Source organism: Stanieria cyanosphaera PCC 7437 (assembly GCF_000317575.1).
In the GTDB taxonomy this organism is placed as follows: Bacteria; Cyanobacteriota; Cyanobacteriia; order Cyanobacteriales; family Xenococcaceae; genus Stanieria; species Stanieria cyanosphaera.
The window spans coordinates 3,908,869-3,928,732 of sequence record NC_019748.1 but is presented as its reverse complement, the minus strand read 5'-3'; the positions used below and the strand labels follow the sequence as shown (position 1 = coordinate 3,928,732).

At 37.2% G+C, this 19,864-nt stretch carries 20 protein-coding genes; 10 read left to right on the top strand and 10 right to left on the bottom strand.

Annotated features, from left to right (window positions below):
* Window positions 1–2: 2 nt before the first annotated feature.
* Entirely contained in the window at window positions 3–920 is a 918-nt protein-coding gene (locus STA7437_RS25005; RefSeq protein WP_015194638.1) for a DALR anticodon-binding domain-containing protein, read from the top strand.
* Between the two features lie 184 nt (window positions 921–1,104).
* Here STA7437_RS25005 and STA7437_RS17065 read toward each other — a convergent pair whose 3' ends face one another.
* The 5 genes from STA7437_RS17065 to STA7437_RS17045 all read right to left on the bottom strand — a co-directional run bounded on the left by STA7437_RS17065 (window position 1,105) and on the right by STA7437_RS17045 (window position 7,444).
* Window positions 1,105–2,097, bottom strand: a complete 993-nt coding sequence (locus STA7437_RS17065; RefSeq protein WP_015194637.1) for a carbohydrate kinase family protein — start codon at window positions 2,095–2,097, stop codon at window positions 1,105–1,107.
* A 112-nt stretch (window positions 2,098–2,209) separates the two neighbouring features.
* On the bottom strand, window positions 2,210–2,641 hold the full coding sequence (locus tag STA7437_RS17060) for a YlqD family protein (RefSeq protein ID WP_015194636.1): 432 nt from the start codon (window positions 2,639–2,641) through the stop codon (window positions 2,210–2,212).
* Between the two features lie 140 nt (window positions 2,642–2,781).
* Complete coding sequence (locus STA7437_RS17055) at window positions 2,782–4,704, bottom strand: AMP-dependent synthetase/ligase (protein ID WP_015194635.1); 1,923 nt, start codon at window positions 4,702–4,704, stop codon at window positions 2,782–2,784.
* Between the two features lie 226 nt (window positions 4,705–4,930).
* Entirely contained in the window at window positions 4,931–6,655 is a 1,725-nt protein-coding gene (gene hflX, locus STA7437_RS17050) for a GTPase HflX (protein WP_041619511.1), read from the bottom strand.
* Between the two features lie 78 nt (window positions 6,656–6,733).
* Window positions 6,734–7,444: a TerC family protein gene (locus STA7437_RS17045; RefSeq protein ID WP_015194633.1), complete on the bottom strand. Its 711-nt coding sequence runs from the start codon at window positions 7,442–7,444 to the stop codon at window positions 6,734–6,736.
* 205 nt (window positions 7,445–7,649) lie between these two features.
* Here STA7437_RS17045 and psaM point away from each other — a divergent pair, with 205 nt between their 5' ends.
* Both psaM and STA7437_RS17035 read left to right on the top strand, forming a co-directional pair.
* Window positions 7,650–7,748, top strand: coding sequence for a photosystem I reaction center subunit XII (gene psaM / locus STA7437_RS17040; RefSeq protein WP_015194632.1), 99 nt, complete (start codon window positions 7,650–7,652; stop codon window positions 7,746–7,748).
* A 132-nt stretch (window positions 7,749–7,880) separates the two neighbouring features.
* Window positions 7,881–8,222, top strand: coding sequence for a slr1601 family putative cell division protein (locus STA7437_RS17035; RefSeq protein ID WP_015194631.1), 342 nt, complete (start codon window positions 7,881–7,883; stop codon window positions 8,220–8,222).
* An 8-nt stretch (window positions 8,223–8,230) separates the two neighbouring features.
* Here STA7437_RS17035 and STA7437_RS17030 read toward each other — a convergent pair whose 3' ends face one another.
* Genes STA7437_RS17030 through STA7437_RS25000 form a run of 3 tightly spaced genes read right to left on the bottom strand, consistent with a single transcriptional unit; the run spans window position 8,231 to window position 10,305 of the window.
* Entirely contained in the window at window positions 8,231–8,539 is a 309-nt protein-coding gene (locus STA7437_RS17030) for a tetratricopeptide repeat protein (protein WP_015194630.1), read from the bottom strand.
* A 54-nt stretch (window positions 8,540–8,593) separates the two neighbouring features.
* A complete protein-coding gene (locus STA7437_RS17025) occupies window positions 8,594–9,826 on the bottom strand; it encodes an RNA-guided endonuclease InsQ/TnpB family protein (protein WP_015194629.1) in 1,233 nt (410 codons plus the stop codon).
* A gap of 2 nt (window positions 9,827–9,828) precedes the next feature.
* Entirely contained in the window at window positions 9,829–10,305 is a 477-nt protein-coding gene (locus STA7437_RS25000; protein ID WP_015194628.1) for a tetratricopeptide repeat protein, read from the bottom strand.
* A gap of 417 nt (window positions 10,306–10,722) precedes the next feature.
* Here STA7437_RS25000 and STA7437_RS17015 point away from each other — a divergent pair, with 417 nt between their 5' ends.
* From STA7437_RS17015 to map, 7 genes are all read left to right on the top strand, one after another.
* Window positions 10,723–11,187, top strand: coding sequence for a hypothetical protein (locus tag STA7437_RS17015; RefSeq protein WP_015194627.1), 465 nt, complete (start codon window positions 10,723–10,725; stop codon window positions 11,185–11,187).
* A gap of 247 nt (window positions 11,188–11,434) precedes the next feature.
* Window positions 11,435–13,561 (top strand): dockerin type I domain-containing protein, encoded by a 2,127-nt coding sequence (locus STA7437_RS17010; RefSeq protein WP_015194626.1) that lies wholly within the window; start codon window positions 11,435–11,437, stop codon window positions 13,559–13,561.
* Between the two features lie 157 nt (window positions 13,562–13,718).
* On the top strand, window positions 13,719–14,219 hold the full coding sequence (locus STA7437_RS17005; protein WP_015194625.1) for a universal stress protein: 501 nt from the start codon (window positions 13,719–13,721) through the stop codon (window positions 14,217–14,219).
* Window positions 14,219–14,683 carry a universal stress protein gene (locus STA7437_RS17000; protein WP_015194624.1) on the top strand — a complete coding sequence of 155 codons (465 nt, stop codon included), beginning with the start codon at window positions 14,219–14,221 and terminating at the stop codon, window positions 14,681–14,683. The genes STA7437_RS17005 and STA7437_RS17000 overlap by 1 nt, the downstream gene beginning before the upstream one ends.
* 42 nt (window positions 14,684–14,725) lie before the next feature.
* Window positions 14,726–15,760, top strand: a complete 1,035-nt coding sequence (locus STA7437_RS16995; protein WP_015194623.1) for a DUF3616 domain-containing protein — start codon at window positions 14,726–14,728, stop codon at window positions 15,758–15,760.
* 45 nt (window positions 15,761–15,805) lie between these two features.
* Window positions 15,806–16,081, top strand: a complete 276-nt coding sequence (locus tag STA7437_RS16990; RefSeq protein ID WP_015194622.1) for a hypothetical protein — start codon at window positions 15,806–15,808, stop codon at window positions 16,079–16,081.
* 339 nt (window positions 16,082–16,420) lie between these two features.
* A complete protein-coding gene (gene map / locus STA7437_RS16985) occupies window positions 16,421–17,185 on the top strand; it encodes a type I methionyl aminopeptidase (protein ID WP_015194621.1) in 765 nt (254 codons plus the stop codon).
* On the opposite strand, the gene prmA is transcribed toward map, so the two are convergent.
* Both prmA and serA read right to left on the bottom strand, forming a co-directional pair.
* Entirely contained in the window at window positions 17,182–18,075 is an 894-nt protein-coding gene (gene prmA, locus STA7437_RS16980; RefSeq protein WP_015194620.1) for a 50S ribosomal protein L11 methyltransferase, read from the bottom strand. The genes map and prmA overlap by 4 nt on opposite strands.
* Before the next feature lie 81 nt (window positions 18,076–18,156).
* Window positions 18,157–19,743, bottom strand: coding sequence for a phosphoglycerate dehydrogenase (gene serA, locus STA7437_RS16975; RefSeq protein ID WP_041619508.1), 1,587 nt, complete (start codon window positions 19,741–19,743; stop codon window positions 18,157–18,159).
* Between the last annotated feature and the right edge of the window lie 121 nt (window positions 19,744–19,864).

The window sequence follows — 19,864 nt, the reverse complement described above, 5'->3', positions numbered from 1 at the left end:
ACATGGATAACAATGTATCAAAAAATACCTTTTTAGATAAGTTTTTTAAACTACATCTCAAGTTTGATTCCATTGCTATTAAATATTCTCTGCAACAGCAGCTAGAGTACGCAATTAATTCATATCAACAACAACATAATTTTTATGTCCTATCACAATCTTTAGTTACCTTAATACCAGAAAAAATTATTTTATCTCGTTCCCATAAAACTAATTCAAACAAGGTTAAGTATCGTTGCGCCATTTGTTTTCCTCTAGCTAGTCAGTGGCAATTGTCACCTCTTATGTTGGCAAAAGAGCTAATTCAAATTTTTACAAGCATTCAAAATTGTTCTCAAGAAACCAGTCTGGAGTTTGAGCTTGAATTAATAGCTTCAGGTTGGATTGATTTGTCTTTAAAAGAATCAAGTTTGATCAATTGGTTAGGTCAACTGATTGCATTTCTAGAGACAACCACCACAGTCAATGAAAATAACCATTTATGTAATCATAATAATTTGTTTTCCTTACAATACGTTCATGCACGTTGTTGTTCTTTGTTACGTTTAGGAGAACGAGAAGGTTTAATTAAACTGAAAGCTAGTAATTTTGCTGTTGGTAGTTGGAATCTGCTTGCTTCCTGTTCTTTTTCTGGGTTAAATAGCCAAGGAAATTTTTTCCTCAATGATGAAAGCGATCGCACTTTGATTCTTGAACTAGTCAATCTGGTTGATGTTTTTGCTAGTTCTCAATCTTTTAATTGTTTCAAATTAGCAGAAAATCTAAGTCAAACAATGCTCGATTTTGAAGCTAATTGCCGTATTTTTGGCAGAATTAACCCTCAATTAGCCCAAGCAAGGTTGGGATTAGTAGCATTAGTACAGTATTTTTTAGCTTTACTACTACAACAATTAGGCGTGATCCCCTTGAGTGAACTATAGCCAGCTTGTAAATTAACTTAGTTAATCTTTACTTAAAGCAAAAAAAATCTTTACATAAAAAAACTTAAATCCTGTTGACAAATCAACCAAGCTTATTTACTATAGCAAGCGTGTGAGGAGCGAACCAGTTAGAGAGTCGAGACGAAACACGGCAAGTCGTCGGCTCTCTTTCTGTTTTCATCGACTACGAAGAATTTTTTTGTTTCTGAAGAAAAGCTTCTACTTCCATAGTTGTCGGTTGAGCAGCGATCGCACCTGGTTTAGTGGTAGTTAAACCTCCAACCGCACAAGCATAAGTAACAATTTCGCGGGCAATCTCAGGCTCGCTTAGACTACTCAGTTTGTGTTGACACAATTGAGCAATAAATCCAGCTAAAAACGCATCTCCTGCGCCAGTCGTATCTATAACCTCAACCGAAAAAGGAGTTACTCTACCTGCATTATCGCTGAGGCAATAACTCACTTGGGCATCGCCTCCACTCACCAAAACTCCTTCTACTGAATTAAGTTTATGTGCGATCGCTGCTGCATCAGTTGTTTGAAACAACCATTGAGCTTCTTCTTCTGCTAATTTAACAAAATCCACGTATTGCCAAAGCTGTTGAATCAAAGGTAAAGCTTCTGTTTCATCTTCCCAAAACATTGGTCGCCAATTGACATCTAAAACTATTTTGAGATGATATTGATCGGCTAATTCTAAAGCTCGAAAAACAGCAACTCTAGTTTCTGGATAAGCCAACTCTAAAGTCCCAATCACTAAATATTCTGCTTCAACAAAAAGTTCTATCGGTAATTCGTCAGCTTGAAGATAAGCATCTGCAAAACCATCTACTGGGTTGTCTCCAAATCCAGCAAATTGACGATCTCCTGTAGTAGAACGTAACACATAAACTTGTCTAGTTGGTTCGGTTTCATGACGTTGTACGCCTGTCCTATTTACCCCAACTGCATCTAAAAGCTGAATTAATTCTTCTCCTGCTGAGTCTTTCCCCACACAACCAATAAAAGCAGCAGGAATACCTAATTTAACTAAAGCACAAGCGACATTGGCAGGTGCGCCTCCTGGATAAGCTGTCCAAGAAGTAACTTCTGGTAAAGAAAGTCCAATTTGGTCAGCTAGACAATCAAACAAGATTTCTCCCAAACAGATAACGCGAGTATGGCGATGATTGGTCACGGTAGTTGTTGCATCTTACTTACTTTTTTTAGATTACAGTTTAGGGCAAACCACAAACATAAAAAAAGAAGGCAAATTATTCCTTCTCTTAAAATGTATTTATTTTAGTAGTCTAGAGTTCTCCGCGAATTTCTTCAACTACGCCATCTCTTAACACTACTTCAACATTAAGTTTTCTAACAAGATTGTCACCTTTTTCAATTCTGAAGAAACTTTCCATCTGCGCTTGAACTACTTCTTGGTCTAATTCTAGTAACTGTACTTGTTGAAGTTGTTGTAGCAATTGATTTTTTTTATTGAGCAATTCACTTTTTTTCTGATTAACTTGAGACTTAATATTATCGATTTGCGGGTTACTAGCTCCTTTTTTCTGGATTTCCTCGATAGTTCTTTGTCCCTGCATATCTATCTGCTGCATCTGTTCGTCAAGCTGTTGAATTTGACCTTGCAGTTGAACTTGTACTTCTTCTTTCCAACGGGTAGTAACAATTGCTTTGACCGTAACAGGTCTTTTAAGCATCAAACTAGAGCTTACATAATCCATGATTTTTCCTCCTCAATACCTTATACGTTATAACCTCAATTTTTCGATTTGCTGATTTTTAGCTAGTCGTGGAAAATAATTTACATGGTTGAGAGAAAGTTGGGGAAAATAGGAAAGTATTATTAATTGTGCCTAGGTACTTATTTATCGGCAAACATACTATCTATCAGTTGTTGATAACGTTGTTGCACTACAGGACGTTTAATTTTAAGAGTTTGGGTCATCGTCCCGTTTTCTTGAGAAAAAGGCTCTAAAATTAACCGAAATGTTCCTATTCGGTCATCAGCACGATAACCAGGACGATTTTGAACTTGGGAATTTAATTCTTGGCGAAATAAGTTTTGAACTGGTTTGCTGTATAAGTCACTTTGGCTAATTTCTGCTAAAGAAGTATTAGGAGCAGGTAAATTAAGATTGAGTTTTTGATTTGTTGCCCATTGTTGTAGCGCATCTAAATTAGGAACAATTAAAGCTCCTAATGCACGCTGATCCTGTCCAACTAACATGATTTGATCAATATAAGGACTACGAACACAAGCATCTTCAATCGGTTGTGGTTCAATATTTTCACCATTACTTAAGACAATCGTATCTTTTGCTCTTCCTGTTAAAATTAGATCGTTATCTGGTGTGACCCAACCAAGATCACCACTGTCAAACCAACCTTCAGGATCGATCGCTTTTGCTGTTGCTTCAGGATTTTTATAGTATCCTTGCATTACTTGAGGCCCCCGAATTAAAACTAATCCTTGTTGCCCTTGAGGAAGAGTCTGTCGGGTTTGCGGATCAACTATTTTAATTTCTGTTTCAGGAATGGGTTTTCCTGCTGTACCTCGAAAATTATGTTTTAAAGTACGGGCGTTAGTCACAGGAGAGGTTTCTGTCAGTCCATAACCAACTAAAAGGGGTATTTTAACTATTTCATAAAAATCATCTAAATGTTTTGCTAAAGAACCACCACCGTTAACTAGAGTTTTGACGTTACTGCCTACTGCTTGACGAACTTTTTTAAAGACGATCCGGTCGCCTAAATTGTAGAGAGGTAATAATAAGCTTGCTTTAGTTTTAGCTAATAATCTTGCACCAACAGAAAGATTAAGATGTTCTAAACTCATTCCCTCAGCAATTCGCCTTGCTTCAATGTATTCTTCAGCAATTTCAAAGAAGTAGTTGATTAGTTTTTGTTTGCTGGGTGGTTGTTCGCGAAATTGTTTTTGCACTCCTTCATAAATTGATTCCCATAAACGGGGAACGGCAACCATATAATGAGGTTGATATTTTTGCAGATCACTTTTTAGCGATCGCAGGTTAGTATAATAAAGAGTACAACCTTGAGCAAACAGAAAATATTCTGCGCTACGTTCGTAAGCGTGCCAACTAGGAAGAATACTTAAAACGCGATCGCCTACATCTGCTTTAATAATTGAAGTGAGATTATTGACTTGATGCAATAAGTTGCCGTGGGAAAGCATTGCACCTTTGGGTTTGCCCGTTGTTCCAGAAGTATAAATGAGAGTAGCTAAGTTTTCTTTGGTTTGTTGTACTGGTTGAAGAGAATGATTTTTCCCTGTTTCCATTAATTGCTCAAAGTTAACGATCTGAATCGATAGCTCACTTTGAGGGGTTTCATCACTAAGTAAAACAATTAATTCGATAGGTAAATCTGCAACAGAAGAACCTAATTTATTTAAAGTTTTAAGATTTTCTACGACTAAAGCACTACTATCACTATGTTCAAGAATGTACAGTAATTCTTGTTGTTCGGCATTAGCAGAACGTACTACATTAGCTGCTCCTGCCATCATAATTCCTTGATCGGCAATAAACCAACGAGGACTATTATCAGCAAATAGTGCAACTTTGGCAAACGGTTGAACTCCTAATGCTTGTAAACCAGCAGCAAATTGATTAATTTTTACCGATAACTCTTGATAGGTTATTTTTACTTCAGGTTGAGCATGAGGATCGTCTAAAGCAATTGTATTACCAAACTTGCTTGCTGCGATCGCCCAAATTTCGGGAAGAGATTGAATTGAAGTATAGTCCAAAGATAAATTTTTCATATTGATTCAAAGATCTTTCTCAACAACATATCTCTTCTTTAAGATAATCTGCTCTCAATTAAATCAACTTGAATTTAAGCCGGATTTATTTTTGTCTCTGGGTATAAGCTGATGTGCATAGAAAGCTGCATATTCTTTTAAAGCTTCTGCCTGTGCTGCCTTGCTTGTCTCGCCTTTTCTTAATCAGTAACTTATTAGTTGTAGAGCGATCGCTTTGTGACTTTATTTATTCTTCTTTAGCTGCTCGACTGCCATCACCAGCATAATGAACCAATTCCCCTAATTTTTGCCGTAGGGTTTCTAAACCAAATCGCTGACTAGCAGAAATAAATACCGCTAGAGGAAACTCTTCTCTTGCCCTTGCTAAAGTCTCACTATCAACTTGGTCTAACTTATTAAAAGCAATTAAAATTGGACCAGGAGCGATGGGCATCTCTTGTAAAATTTTCATGACTGAACGAATTTGATTTTCCCAAGCAGGATGGGATAAATCGACTACGTGGAGTAAAGCATCTGCTTCGATAACTTCTTCTAAAGTAGCTCGGAAAGCATCAACTAAAGAAGGTGGTAATTCTTCAATAAAACCAACCGTATCGGTTAATAAAATCGTCCGTGCTTCCCCTGTAACAGCATCAGGAACAACTAAACGCCGAGTAGTCGGATCGAGAGTAGCAAACAACTGATCTGCTGTATAAACATCAGCACTGGTTAAAGCGTTAATTAAGGTAGATTTCCCTGCATTAGTATAACCCGCGATCGCGACTGTGGGAATTTCTTGTTTTTGACGTTGTTGACGTAAACGCGAACGATGCGCTTGGAGTTGATTGACATCCTGTTGTAAACGAGCAATTCGTTTTTGAATCCCACGGCGTTCAGTTTCGAGTTTAGTTTCACCGGGACCTCTAGTTCCAATTCCACCTCCTAAACGAGACATTGCTTCCCCTCTGCCAATCAGACGAGGTAGCATATATTCCAATTGAGCTAGTTCTACTTGTAATTTTCCTGCACGAGATTGGGCGCGTTGAGCAAAAATATCTAAAATTACCTCAGTTCGATCTACTACTCTTACTCCAAATTGGGTTTCTAAATTTCGTACTTGAGCAGGAGAAAGATCTCGGTCAAATACGACTAAACTAGCTCCTAGAGTTTGAACTTTGAGGGCGATTTCTTCAACTTTGCCTGCACCTACTACAGTTTGAGGATGAGATTGAGGGCGTTTTTGCTGAATGGTGTAGATAACTTCTCCGCCTGCGGTATCCACCAAACGAGTTAATTCTTGTAAAGAATTTTCAAATTGTTCTTGACTAATGCGGTCAGTTTGTAGACCGACAATGACGACGCGGTCGCGATTTGCATCTACTTCTTGCCCTAAATATTCTCGCTCAAATTCGGTTTCTAAGCCTTCAACCAAACTAAGAAAGTCTTGTTTACTGAGCAGGTCTAAACTTAAGGGTGGTGATACTGACCAATAATTTTGATTGTCCAGATTTAACTCTGATTGAGGCACTAAATGAGCTAAATACGTTTCTTTGACGTAACCAGTCGCTCCACCACCTCTTCTGGTCATTCCTGTTCCTGTCAAGGTCAGAATAACTAATGCATCTAATCTCTGACGTACCATAGCCGTAAGACTAGCTTCTTTAGGTGGTTCTTGTTTGAGTTTGGTGGCAAGACAACGAATGCCACAGAGACGTTCTGCACCGTAACGAGGTAATTCTAAAGGAGGAATTTGGGTTTGATGGGGAGTTCCCACTCCTACTCGAATTACTTGTCCACGACGGTTCACATAAGCACAGACAACTTGATTAATCTCTGTACTGATTGCTGCTAGTCTTTGAGCAAATTCGACCGTTGTCAAGCGATCGCCAGGCAGCTTCTGATGATACAGTCTTTGTAGCTGCTTGAGTTGACTAGGTTTAAGTCCTTTGAGGTTTCCGTAGATAGTATCGATAGGCTTGGTCTGAATCAGGGTTAATTAACTTTATTGTAACGATTTAGGTTCTAATCGTTGGGCTGAAACCCAAAAAATTTAAGAATTAATTTCTTGCTGATCTTCAGAAGTTTCTAAGGGATTACGTTTAGAAAAACCCCACACAAACAAAACAAAGATCAGTGCGAGCATCACCCATTCTGGCGGTACTAATTCAGGTGCAATAACTTTTAACAATAAACGCAAACCCACAAAACCAACAGTAATAAAGCCTGCATCTTCTAAATAAGTATATTCTTCTAGCCAACGAATAAATAACCCAGCTAAAAATCTTAAAGTAATCACACCAATAGTACCGCCAACCACAATCAACCAGGTATCTTCAGCTACAGCAATGGCGGTAGTAACACTATCGAGAGAAAAAGCTAAATCTGTTACGGCAATGAGCGGAATAATTTGCCAAAGAGAAGAAAAACTTAAATGATGATGTTGCTCGTTTTGAGTTTCAGGAGTTGTAAAATAATTAAACACTAACCATAGTAAATAAACTGCTCCTAATAATTCAAACTGCCAAAACTTGACCACCCAAGTTGCTGTCAAAATCAAAGATATTCTTAAAACATAAGCCAATAATAAGCCAATATTGAGAGCTTTTTGTTGTTGTTCGCCTTTTTCCAAACTTTGAGCAATGGCAGCCAAGGCGATCGCATTGTCGGCTGATAACACGGCTTCTAACGCGACTAAAATTAACAGTACTAGAGGAATTTTAGCTCCAGAAGATACTAAAGAATCGATCAATTGTTCTAGCATTAACAGCTTTTCTCTAAATAGGAATATGAGTTAAATCACAGGATTTTAAGGTATAGAAAGATTTTAAACCCTTCTTAGTCTTTACTTGTGGTTTACTTGAGAACTAGCGATTTATGTTGCATCTTGTTACAAGATGTTTCGTAAGGGGGCAGTTTTGACGCAAAGTAGTTGATAAATCTTTTGATTGTAAGGAGTTAAATTCAATATGCCTTTATCAGATACTCAAGTTTTAATTGCTTTAGTTATCGCTCTAATTCCCGGAATCCTAGCTCTCCGACTTTCTACTGAACTTTATAAATCTTAATTTGTAGCGATAATTGTAATTTTTTCTTAGGACAACAGGAGTTTTCTAGGGAGTTGTGGATTTAAGCTCTGGTGATCGTTAAAAAAAATTGCTAGTCTAAAGACCCAACTCCTGTTTTGTTCACGCTTAACTATGATTTCTCCACAACCTAAATCGGCTGCTCGACAAAAATTTTACACAGAATTAACAATTGAAACTGGAATCAAGCTGATTTTTAATTGCGTTCTAGCTCTGATTGCGATCGCTTCTTTGGGAAAATTGTTACCCTATAATTTTGCTCAACAAACTAAATTAAAAGAATTACGTGCTGAAGTTGAAGAAACAGAAGCTAGAGTCGCAACTTTAAGAAAACAACTCAATTATAATTTTGCTCCAGAACAAACCCGAAGCTTAATGGAGCAATACAGTTCTCAACTAGCTCCTAATCAAAGCAGAATCTTTTGGCTTGATCCCAAACAACCACAAAAAAATTAATGTGTTACTTAATCAAGAAAGTTTTTGGACGGATCAAGTAGCTCATCGAGCCAACTTTGTACTTTTTGTTGATAGTTAATTAAATTAGGCTGTAAAGCTAACAACTCTAAAGCATTTTGATAATCTGCTACCGCACAATTCCAATCTCCTCTTAGGTGATAAGCTCTACCCCGTTCGGCATAAATCCTTTCGTGTAAACTGTTGCCAATGATCCCAGCAATATCAAAATTTTCTACGGCTAAATCGTATAAACCCATTTCTCGGAAAGTTACACCTTGATTGATCCAAGCACGAACATTGGCAGGATTTAAATCCAAAGCAACATCTTGACATCCTCACCGCCCTAGAAGTGCGGTGATTCCCAAACATCACTATTTGGGTTTCTGTTTCTTTCTCTTTCGAGTTTTCCGCAACTGCCCACGCGAAAGGCGAGTGGGGGAAACCCCCAAGACCGCACTCGCTCCTTTAACACTATGGTTATCAGGTCTTATGTCCGCTCCACAGACGATCACTGCGAGTCCCGCAGCGAGTATGTTTTTTGCAGCGTTGATGTCCCTGTCAATGCCTATTGTCATACAGCTAGGGCAGTCCCAACTGCGAACATTCAAAGGCAATTTTTCAATTACGAAACCGCATTGACATCGTTTGCTGCTTGGAAAAAAGCGGTCAATCTTGACCAGTTTTCGTCCGTACCACTCGCACTTATATTCCAGTTGCGCTCGCATCTCACCCCAAGCTGCATCGCTAATCGAACGAGCCAGCTTACGGTTTTTGACCATGTTTCTAACTGCCAAGTCTTCAATAGCTATCAGGCTATTAGACTGAACCAAGCGAGTAGTCAATTTGTGCAGAAAATCAGTACGAGCATCTTTTATTTTGGCGTGTATTCGAGCTACTTTAAGTCGCGCTTTTTCTCGGTTTCTAGAGCCTTTGGTTTTCCGACTCAGTTCCTTTTGCGCTGCTTTGAGCTTTTTATACAGCCGATTAAAATGTTTTGGGTTAACTATCTTCTCACCATCGCTGGTACTGACAAGACTGGTAACTCCAGCATCCAACCCAATCTTTTTGTCTGTTGGTGGAAGTACCTCTACGGTATAGTCATCAACCAACAAAGATACGAACCATCTACCAGAGGGTTCGAGTTTAACAGTAACAGTCGAAGGTTCACATCCTTGAGGAATATACCTCGACCAAACTATATTCAATGGTTCTTCGCATTTAGCTAACCAAAGCTTACCTTCCTTGTAGCGAAAAGCTGCTTTGGTAAACTCTGCCGAACCACCGTTACGTTTTTTCTTGAACCGAGGGTAATTAGCTCTTTTACTCCAAAAGTTAGAAAAAGCTTTTTGCAAATGTCTCAAACATTGCTGCAAAGGTACACTGCTAACTTCATTAAGAAACTGCAAGTCTTCGGTTTTCTTCCAGTTAGTCAGCAAGCCAGAGGTTTGCTTATAGTCAACCCTTTCTTGTTTGCTATACCAAGCTTCGGTTCTTGCAGCCAGAGCTTTGTTATAGACCAAACGAACACAACCCATTGTCCGTCGCAGGAGATTTTCTTGCTCGGCAGTTGGGTAAAATCGGTATTTGAAAGCACGTTCGGTCATGCTTACATATTATCACAAATTCTGTAAAGCCGTGCTGAAGCACGAGGTCTTAAACCCAATTTTTTTCGATAATCAGCGATCGCTTCTGCCAAATTACCTTGAGCAGCATAGCAATTTGCCCGATTATTATAGGCTCTATCTAGTTTGGGATCGAGTTTTAAAGCTTGACTGAGATCGGCTATGGCTTCTGCGATTTGATTGTTGCGAAAATGCATTAGCCCTCGGTTATTGTAGTCAATAGCACTATTAGGACGAAGAGCTATTAATTGATTGATAATTGCGATCGCCACTGCATAATGACCTTGAGCAACTTTTTCTTCTACTGATGCACGCAATTGATATTCTGATTTTGGCGAATTAGGCGCAGAGAAAGATGTAGAGGAATTAAAAACTTGTTCCACCGAGCCAGAGGAGGAAAACCAAGCTGATTCACCCCAAGTTAGTTTACATTCGTCCTTATCATAAAAGTTAGTCTTCATGGCTTTAATTAAACCTTTCTTAAAACTTAGCTTACTATTCGGTCTAAAGTTTTGACTCACTCAAGTGTGTCACTGATTCAACTGTCTCACGGTCTGTTTTCTTTCTAAAGAAAGATTTAGTTAAATTTACTTTGGATACTTTGTTTTGCGATTATTTTGGAACTTATACATAATGTAGAGTTCCCGAAATTTATTCAAAACTAACTAGGGTTGATTTTATGAGAATTCTTACCAATCAGAAATCTCGCTTTAGGATTATGTTTTGAATACTACTCAGGTTTTTGACTTTTGTTTTATGCAAAATATATGTTTTTATAACAATTCTTTATTCAATTGCGCTCATGAGTAATATTTAAAGTTACATTCCTCAAACAGGGACAAAATTTCTTAGTTAATTGATACATTTTTGGTGTACTTATGAAAACTGCGACTTTATGGACTGAAGCATCGGATTTAGCCAAAGAAGATTACTGTGTTTTGGGTTTAGCCACTTGCTTTGTTAGAGAAGAAGGAGAAATACAAGAAGTCAAAATCATTGAACCAATTCCTTCTGCTGCCTTAGAAGCAATTATTCAAGGAATTCCTACTTCCTATCAACTAGCTTGCGCTAAAACTCTAAATGAAATTGTGGCTGAAGATACTTTTCAAATACCTGCTGAATTTCCCAAAGAAGCTCAATTTTGTGTAAACTTTGCCGAAAGATTGATAGCTGCCACGCGTACTTACAAAAGTCGTCCCCAAGCGCAACAACATATTCCTTTAGGAACAATTAAACAAGATTTAAACTTTTCTTTAGATCGAAAAAGAGTACTTAATGCAGTTAATGTCGTGCGTGCTGAAGACAATGTTAAACAGCATAAATATACTCATCAGGTACTTTAATTAACAAAAAACCAACCAAAGTAGGGACAATTCCTGAATTGTTCTTACTACAAATATGATGTTTTAACCAAAAAAACTAAGTGCGAGCAAAATTAAGGGCTACTATCTTTACTGCAAAATCATTGAAAAGTAAATGATTTTAATCACTGCCTAGATAAGATTTTTACGTTAATTTACTTAGTAATAAATACTAATAATAAATGTTATTACTGAAAAACTAATTAAATTAATTTGTAAATAAAAATCTATGGCTAGTTCGATTATCAATTTATCCAGCTTAAATGGTATTAATGGCTTTATTCTTAAAGGTTTAGAACAAGATAGTCGTTTTGCAGATGTAGTCAGTAGCGCAGTAGATTTAAATGGTGATGGTTTATCGGATTTGATTATTGGTGCTAAAGATGCCGATCCCAATAGCAAACAAAATGCTGGAAAAGTTTACGTGATCTTCGGTAAAAATACTAGCTTTTCTGGTTTTTCTTTAGCTAATCTCAATGGTACAAATGGTTTTGTCATTAATGGAATTAATGCAGGGGATAAAATTGGTAGTGCGATCGCGTCAGCAGATGTCAATAATGATGGTTTAAGTGATTTAATTATCGGAGCTAATGGCGCAGATGCTAATGGCATTAGTAATACAGGAAAAACTTACGTAGTTTTTGGTAACACTATTGGTTACAGCAGTAGCTTCAATTTATCAACTCTCAATGGTACTAATGGTTTTGTGATCAATGGCGTTAGTTCGGGAGATTTTTCTGGTAGTGCGGTTAGTAATGCTGGTGATCTTAATGGTGATGGCATTGATGATTTAGTGATTGGTGCTAATTTCGCCGATACAAACGGCATTAGTAATACAGGAAGAAGTTACGTTGTTTTTGGTAAAAAGACAGGATTGGGAGCGAATTTTAATCTTTCTAGTCTCAATGGTAGTAATGGTTTTGCGATCGCTGGTATTAATCAAGATGATTACTCCGGTATTTCTGTAAGTGGAGCAGGAGATTTTAATGGTGATGGCATTAAGGACTTGATTATTGGTGCAAACCGCGCTGATGCTCATGGTCGCAGTAATTCTGGCGAAACTTACGTTGTTTTTGGTAAAAAGGAAGGATTTGGCGCAACTTTAAATCTAGCTAATCTTAATGGTAGCAATGGCTTTGTGATTAAAGGTATTAATAGCGGAGATAGTTCTGGTAGTGCGGTTAGTCACGCAGGAGATTTTAACGGCGATGGCATTGACGATTTAATTATTGCTGCACCGCAAGCTGATCCTAATGGACAAACTAATACTGGTGAAGTATATCTTCTGTTTGGTAGTAAAACAGAATTTAAATCAAATTTTGATTTATCGACTCTCAATGGTAAAAATGGGTTCGTCATCAACGGATTAAAAGTTGATAATTTATCTAATACTTCTGTAAGTAGTGCAGGCGATGTCAATGGTGATGGGATCAATGATGTAATTATCGGTTCTAGAAATGCGGATGCTGCTCAAGGAGAAAGCTATGTTTTATTTGGCAGTAGCAATGCTTTTCCTTCCAGGATCAATCTTGCTAATTTAAAAGCTAGTCAAGGTTTTATTCTCAAAGGTATTAATGCAGGAGATTTAGCTGGTAATTCTGTTAGTAGTGCAGGGGATGTCAATGGTGATGGCATTGACGATTTAATTGTCGGCGCACCTCAAGCTAACCCTAATTCAATCCGTGATGCTGGTGAAAGCTATGTCGTCTTTGGTCAAGATCAACGTTCTTTGACTATAGCCGATTTTACTCGTGGCCCTGGTCAAAATGTAAATAGTTCTGGTGTTGCAGAAAAAATTCTGATCCAGCTTAACAATGGGGAAGGAGTTACTAAAGTTGATTTTACAATTTCTTATAATCCTCAATTACTTGATATCACTGGATTGAGTTTAGATAGTAATTTACCTACTGGCGACTGGAAAGTTTCAGTGAGCAAAGATATTACTGGTCAATTGAAAGTACATTTAACAGGAGATGCTTTAGCTCAAGGAGTAGCTAATCTAGCTTATCTTAATGCTAAAGTTCCTAGTACAGCTACTTATGGTGCAACTGGCGAGATCAAGATAGAATCAATGCAACTTAATGGCGGAAGTTTTAATGTTATTGGTGATAAGACTACTCATCTAGTTGCTTATTTAGGTGATGCTAATCGCGACCGCAAGTATAGTTCGGCAGATGTAGTCGCAATTTCTCGTTTAGCAGCAGGATTAGATAGTTCTCTATCGGCATATTCGGGAGTAGACCCTTTGTTAGTTGCCGATATCAATGGAGATGGAGTTATTTCTGCTTTAGACGCAGCTTTAGTCGCCAATGTAGTTAATGGTTCAACTAATTCTTTTATTCCACCTTTACCATAATGAACTTGAATTTTATGAAAAACTACTCTTCACAAGTTCCTCAAACTATTAATTTATAAAATAAAGATCTTAATTCTTTTTGATTAATCGACATCAACCAACAAAAACTAATTTTCTACCTAACTATCACATTAAATTATAAGTAGGAGAACTATTTATGTTTAATAAAATTTTAGTAGGAATCGATCGCTCTTTGATTAGCAAGAAAGTATTTGAAGTTGCACTGTCTTTTGCTACTGCTACAGGTGCAAATTTAATGTTAGTACAAGTTTTATCAGACCGCGAAGAAGATTATCCTCAACTTCCTGCTTACTCTTACTATCCGATGTGGGACGATCAAACTGTCAGAATTTATCAACAACAATGGGAAGAGTATAAAAAACAAGGTATAGAAATACTGAATAATCTAGCTCAACAAGCTACTGAGGCAGGAATTGCTACCGAATTTACTCAAATGTCTGGAAGTCCAGAACGTTCTATCTGCCAGATAGCTTACACATGGAATGCAGATTTAATTATTGTTGGAAATAGAGGTTTAACTGGAATCAAAGAAATGGTTTTGGGTAGCGTCAGCAATTATGTGACTCATCATGCTCCTTGCTCGGTATTAATTGTTAGGGATACAGAGCTTTTACCTCCTCAATCTACTTCTGAATAATGTTTAGGAAAATTTTGGTAGCTATAGATTGTTCTTGCCAAGGAAAGAAGTTATTTGAGCAAGCTTTATGTGTAGCTAAAGTTAGGCAAGCTCATTTGATGTTGCTTCAGGTTATTTCTGCTCAACAAAACAATTATCAATGGTTATTATCTGTTGCCAGATGTCAGTCAGAAGAGGATTTTAACTTTGAATTATTTCTCAAAAAACAGCAAATTTATCGTCAGGAAGGATTAGATTTTTTGCGATCGCTGACTCGAAAAGCTACAATTGCAGGAATAAAAACTGAATTTAGTCAAGTGATGGGTAGTCCTTGTCAGATTATTTGTACGTTAGCTCAAATCTGGCAAGCTGATTTAATTATGATTGGTTCTGACAGTTATTCTTCATTACATAAAATAGGTTTGAGTGGTGTAAGTAATTATGTAACTTATTATTTACCTTGTTCGGTTTTAGTTCTGGTTTAATAAAAAAGGATTGAAATAGCTCAACACTACAGCTTAATTATTGTGAAAAAAATCCTTGGTAGTCTAATTTTATTTTGTTTCAGTTTAATTTTTGGACTTAGTAGTAATTTTTTTAATCCAACTTTAGCAGAAGAATTAGGAACTTATCCTCTCTGTGAACCTTCGGCCTTGATAGAAATTAATTGTCCTAATCAAGATGGTAATTGTTTGCTTGTAGGAGATAATGAGATAGATGATTCTGTATTTGTTTATCCAATCAACGCAGAAAAATTTAATTCTGAATCGCAACAAATTTTAGCTTTTGATCATTTTAAAATCAAAGATTTAGAAGCGATCGCGTTTTTAGATAATCATCAATTAATTTTGTTTGGTTCTCATAGTCGTAATACTAAATGTTCTGTTAAAAAATCAAGGAAACGTTTTGTCGTAGCTGAAATTGTTGGAGATCGTCTCAAACGGATAAAACAAGTTGAAGCCAATTTTCCAATTAATTCTCATCAATTATTTACTGAAGCAACAATTAATCAAAATCAAATAATTCAAGCTGTGAGTCAGGCAATTGATCGTGCTGAACAAGCTGCTGATTTAGCAGAAGGAAACTTTGAACAATGTCAACAAATTAATAGTTTTAATTTTGAAGGAGCAGTAACTGTTCCTAACACGAATAATGTCTGGTTAGGATTGCGATCGCCTTTAGTTAATTATCAAGGAAAAAACTGGACAATTCTTTTACATTTAACTAATTTAAATCAATTTCAATTTGATTCAGTAGCTCTCTTAGATTTACAAGGCAGAGGTATTAGAGACTTAACTTTCAAAAATAATTTTATTTGGGGAATTGCTGGAGGTCCAGAAGATGATTTAGATAATTTTTTCTTGTGGCAATTTCCTGTTAAATCACTACAGGCTAATGCCATGATCGAACCCAAAACAATTCAATCTCTTCCTTCTTTTGCTGAGGGATTAGCTATTGTGAATGACCAAGCTTATTTAGTTATTGATGGTGATTTGGGCGATTCTAATTCTCAATGTCAAATATCAGGCAAATACCAGATTATAAATCTTAAAAAGAATTAATTTGATATAGAGTATAATTTTCCTGAATTAATTACTCTAGCTATAATGACCAAAAAAGAAAATCAAAAAATACTCAAAAAAATAGACACAAAACTCGATAAAATTTTAGAAGAAATAATTAAATTAAAAATTGATTTAGAAGTTATTAAAATAAAAGTAGAAGAACTAGAAATCAGAACAGCTAATTTAGAATCTCAAATCAATCAGGTTAAATTGCCTCAAAAAACACAGAACTGGTCATTAACTGGCATAATTGGTGCAGTAATTGTGGGAATATGTTTAGCTGCTGTAAGTTTATTATTTTTTGCACCAAATCCTTAACATTTTCAATGCCATAATAGATTGAGACATGGCTCTAGATATTCAACTCTATTTGTACTACGAAGTCGGCAAACTCATCCAAACAAACACTCTGCTCTACATCTCGGCATAAAATAAAGACATTAAAGTAATCATTTTTTCTTTGACTTCTATCTAAAAAATACGTATTCCTCAAAAATATAACAATCAAGAAAAAAACTTATTTAAGAAGATTAAAATATTATTTGACAAATTAAGCCAAAAATTTACTAAATAGAAACTAAGAGAAAACTGTTAAACTCATCAAGTACTAACACCTAAAAACTTTAAATGATTGCAATCAATCAGACATAACAATCTATGGGAAACGAAAGAATTACACTACTCTCTCAAAGAGAAATTGAGAAAATGCGTCAAGCAGGGCGTTTAGCTGCCGAACTTCTAGATCATCTTGCGTCAATGGTTAAACCAGGAGTAAGCACCTTAGAAATTAATGATGAAGCCGAAAAATGGACACAAGCTCATGGAGCTAAAAGCGCACCTCTAGGTTATCATGGATTTCCCAAATCTATTTGTACCAGTATTAATGAAGTGATTTGTCACGGTATTCCCAATGCCAAACAAATTCTTCAAGAAGGAGACATTATCAATATCGATGTGACTCCGATTCTCGATGGTTATCATGGTGATAGTTCCAGAACTTTTTTGGTTGGTACTCCCTCTCCTGAAGCGCAAAGACTCGTAGAAGTAACAGAAAAATGTTTGAAATTAGGAATTGAAGCAGTTAAACCAGGGGCGAGAATTGGTGATATTGGAGCAGCTATTCAAGAATACGCCGAAGCTAATGGTTTTTCTGTAGTTAGAGATTTTGTTGGACATGGCATTAGCCATATTTTTCATACTGCTCCGCAAATTCCTCACTACGGTACTAGAGGAAAAGGAAAAAAACTCAAACCAGGAATGGTATTTACTATTGAACCAATGATTAATGAAGGGACTTGGGAAGCAGTAGTTCTGGATGATGGTTGGACAGCTATTACTAAAGATGGTAAATTGTCTGCCCAGTTTGAACATACGATCGCAGTTACGGAAGATGGAGTAGAAATCCTGACACTGAGAGATTAATATTCCGAACGACGTACGTTAAAACAACACCACTCTTGTCGCTTCCATAAAGCGGCAATAGTCCAACCTTGTCCTTCTACTGCATCGGCAATTCGGTCTGCCTGTTCGACTAAAATACCACTTAAAATCGCCCAACTGCTTTTAGTGGTCAAAGCATCAAACTGAGGAAAAAGTTCTACGATGGTATCTGCTAAAATATTGCAGACAATCCCATCAAAGGTTTGGTTTAATTCTAAAAGTTTTTCAATACTACCGTGATGAACGAGTAAACGTTGTCGATCAATATTGTTGAGTTGACAATTACTGCGACAAGTTTTAATTGCTAAAGCATCAGTGTCAACGGCATAAACTTGTTTTGCTCCCAACAAAACTGCCCCAATCGAAAGAATTCCCGAACCACAACCAATATCAGCAATGGTTAAATTTTCCGCTCCTTGAGACAAACGCATTTCCAAAGATTCTAAACACAGTTGGGTGGTGGGATGCGTACCTGTACCAAAAGCTGCCCCTGGATCTAGACGGAGAACAAGTCGATCAGTTTCTGAAGGAAGTTCTAACCAAGCAGGATAGATTAAAATGCGATCGCCAATTTCGGCCGGATGCCAATGTTCTTTCCAACTGCTTGCCCAATCTTCCTCATCAATCAAATTCCAATTGATCTGGGGAAGAGAAGATTCAATTAAAGTAGCATCTTGCTTTAACCATAAAGATAAAGCAGCTAAATCCATTAATTGGGCTGAAATTTCGGGAATATAAGCTCTAATTAAGTAAAGGTCTTCTTTTACTTGGGTAGCTGTTCCCGAACAGCCAAAATTTTCGAGTCGCCAGAAGACAGATTCTTCTAAAACTGGCTCACAGAGTACGTTTATTTCCCACCAGCGATTAGACATCGATTATTTTTGCAATAGTGTAACTGAACAATTTGGGAGGCTGAGGGGTTGATTAACCCCTGAATTTTTGCTTACTGTCAACTATGAAAGCTTGACTGTGTAAGCATCGGTGATGCCAGCTATTTTAATAACTTCTCCCAAAATTCCTTCTGGTAAAGGATCGTCGAGGCTTAAAACCATTACGGCATCACCACGCACAATCTTTCGACCAACTTGCATACTGGCAATGTTGACATTGTAACTACCTAATAATGACCCAATTTTTCCAATAATGCCAGGCATATCTTGGTGCAAAGTAAATAGCATATATCCACTAGGAGGAACATTAATAGGAAATTCATCTAAATCAGTAATGCGAATTTCTCCGTCTCCGAGTAACGCTCCTGTTACAGAATGTTTACCATTAGAACCTTGAGCTTCTAAATGAATTGAACCACCAGAATAGTCTTTTACAGAACTGTCTCTAGTTTCAATAACTCTGATTCCTCTTTCTTTGGCTTCGATACTAGCATTGACGTAATTAACTCTTTCTCTTAGAGCTTGAGATAAAAGACCTTTAAGTGCGCCTACAATGAGAGGTTGACTATCTTTGGTTGCTAGTTCGCCTTGGAGAGAGATATTTAATTGTTCGATTCTACCTCCTGCAAGTTGTCCAACCATATTACCCAAAGTTTCTGCTAACTGTAGATAGGGTCGGAGTTTTTCCATCACATCGGGGTTGAGTCCAGGAATATTAACCGCCGAGCGAGCAGGTAACCCTAATAAAACATCCCGAATTTGTTCAGCCACATCAATCGCAACATTAACTTGAGCTTCAGCCGTAGATGCTCCTAAATGAGGAGTAAGTACGACATTAGTACCCAACTCGGTTAAAGGAGATTCTCCTAAAGGCTCATTAGCAAATACGTCTAAAGCTGCACCAGCAATTTTTCCTGCTTTGACAGCTTCTGCGATCGCTGCTTCATCAATGATGCCACCACGAGCGCAATTAACAATCCGAACTGTAGGCTTCATTTTAGCCAACGTTTCAGAATTGATTAAATTAGCAGTCTCTGGAGTTTTAGGAACGTGAAGAGTAATATAATCTGCTTCTCGGAACAATAAATCTAAGTCGACTAAACGACAACCAAGCTGTTCTGCTCTTTCAGTAGAAATAAAGGGGTCATAAGCTAAAATTTTCATGCCCATTGCTCTAGCAACGGTAGCTACGTGCGCCCCAATTTTTCCTAAGCCAACTACACCTAAAGTTTTTTTGTAGACTTCTGCCCCCACAAAACGCTTACGTTCCCATTTCCCAGCCTTCACAGATTGGTTAGCATCAGGAATTTGACGGGATAAAGATAACATCATTGCTAGAGCGTGTTCAGCAGCAGCAATAGTATTACCCTCTGGAGAGTTGACAACAACAATACCTTGACGAGTAGCAGCAGGAACATCAATATTGTCTACTCCTACTCCTGCCCGTCCAATAATTTTTAAATGAGTACCGGCTTCAATTACTTCTTGGGTAACTTTTGTTCCAGAACGAAGCATTAAAGCGTCATATTCGCCGATGATTTTGACCAATTCTTCTACTGGTAAACCAGTTTTGACATCTACTTGAGCAACCTGAGAGAGGATGTCTATTCCAACTTGGTCGATGGGATCGGATACAAGAACCTTTGCCATAGTCATGAAATCTTTTTGTTTCCTTGTGTCTGTAATTCGTCTTGGTTTTGCGCTTGGTGTAACTTAAAAATCTTAGTTAACTTAATTTATAGGCAAACACTAACGATATTCAATCCTCTTA